This is a genomic window from Acetivibrio ethanolgignens (assembly GCF_001461035.1).
Taxonomy (GTDB): domain Bacteria; phylum Bacillota; class Clostridia; order Lachnospirales; family Lachnospiraceae; genus Velocimicrobium; species Velocimicrobium ethanolgignens.
This window is the reverse complement of sequence record NZ_LNAM01000154.1, coordinates 1-958: the sequence shown is the minus strand read 5'-3', so window position 1 is coordinate 958 and position 958 is coordinate 1. Positions and strand designations below refer to the sequence as shown.

General features: G+C 40.5%; 1 protein-coding gene. It reads left to right on the top strand.

Annotated features, from left to right (window positions below):
• Positions 1–305 precede the first annotated feature (305 nt).
• The coding region (locus ASU35_RS09375; protein ID WP_242861250.1) for a DUF6444 domain-containing protein at positions 306–958 on the top strand (653 nt) is incomplete at its 3' end.

Sequence of the window (958 nt, the reverse complement as noted above, 5' to 3'; positions counted from 1 at the left end):
TTTTTGGGCAAAACAGAGAAAATAAAATTTCTGTTTCGTCATCGTTTTAGTGTAAAAAGTGGATAACTTTTCAGTATGACTGCCAAGTGCTTTTGGTTTGTGGATTACTGAAATATAACTCCTTAGTTTTATCCAGATAATAGCATTTTGGTGGGTTTTATCCGGGTGTTATCAGCATTTATTCTCTGATTTTTTCTGGTTATCCACCGTCATTTTGACAGTACACCAAAACCTTACGATTCGCTTTTTATTCCATTTTCCGTTAAAATAGAAGTATCAAATTTTAACGGAAGAAGGTGGTCTGATTGACAAAAGATGAAATGATTAAACAGTTATTACAGCAGGTTAATTCATTAACATCAACTGTAGATTCACTGAATGCTACAATCAATGCGCAAACACAGTTAATCGCTCAACTCAATCAGACGATACAGGAACTGAAGGAACAGCTTAATAAGAACTCCAAAAACAGTTCCAAACCACCTTCAAGTGATGGTTTCAAAAAGCCTGCTCCTAAAAGTCTGCGAAAACCATCCGATAAAAAGGTTGGTGGTCAGAAAGGACATCAGGGGACACATTTAGCGGTAATAACAGCACCGGATAAAATAGTCAAACACATGCCTTCCGCATGTGAAGGATGCCCGCATTATCAGATATGCAAAGGCACTGCGTGTATTGCGGAGAAGCGCCATGTTATTGATGCGGTTGTTACAGTCAATGTAACGGAGCATCAGGCACTGGAACTTCCAATCTGTATGCTGTACGGAGATACACGCAGAGGTTCTTTCCCTTCTGACGTAAAAGCAGCCGTACAGTATGGTGAAAACCTCCAGGCATTAGCTGTTGCGCTAAATACCGTAGGTGCAGTCAGCGTCAAACGCACCCATGAGATTCTTTCCGGAGTATTTAACATTCCGATTGCGACAGGAACGATCAGCAGCATGGTAAAAAGATGCGC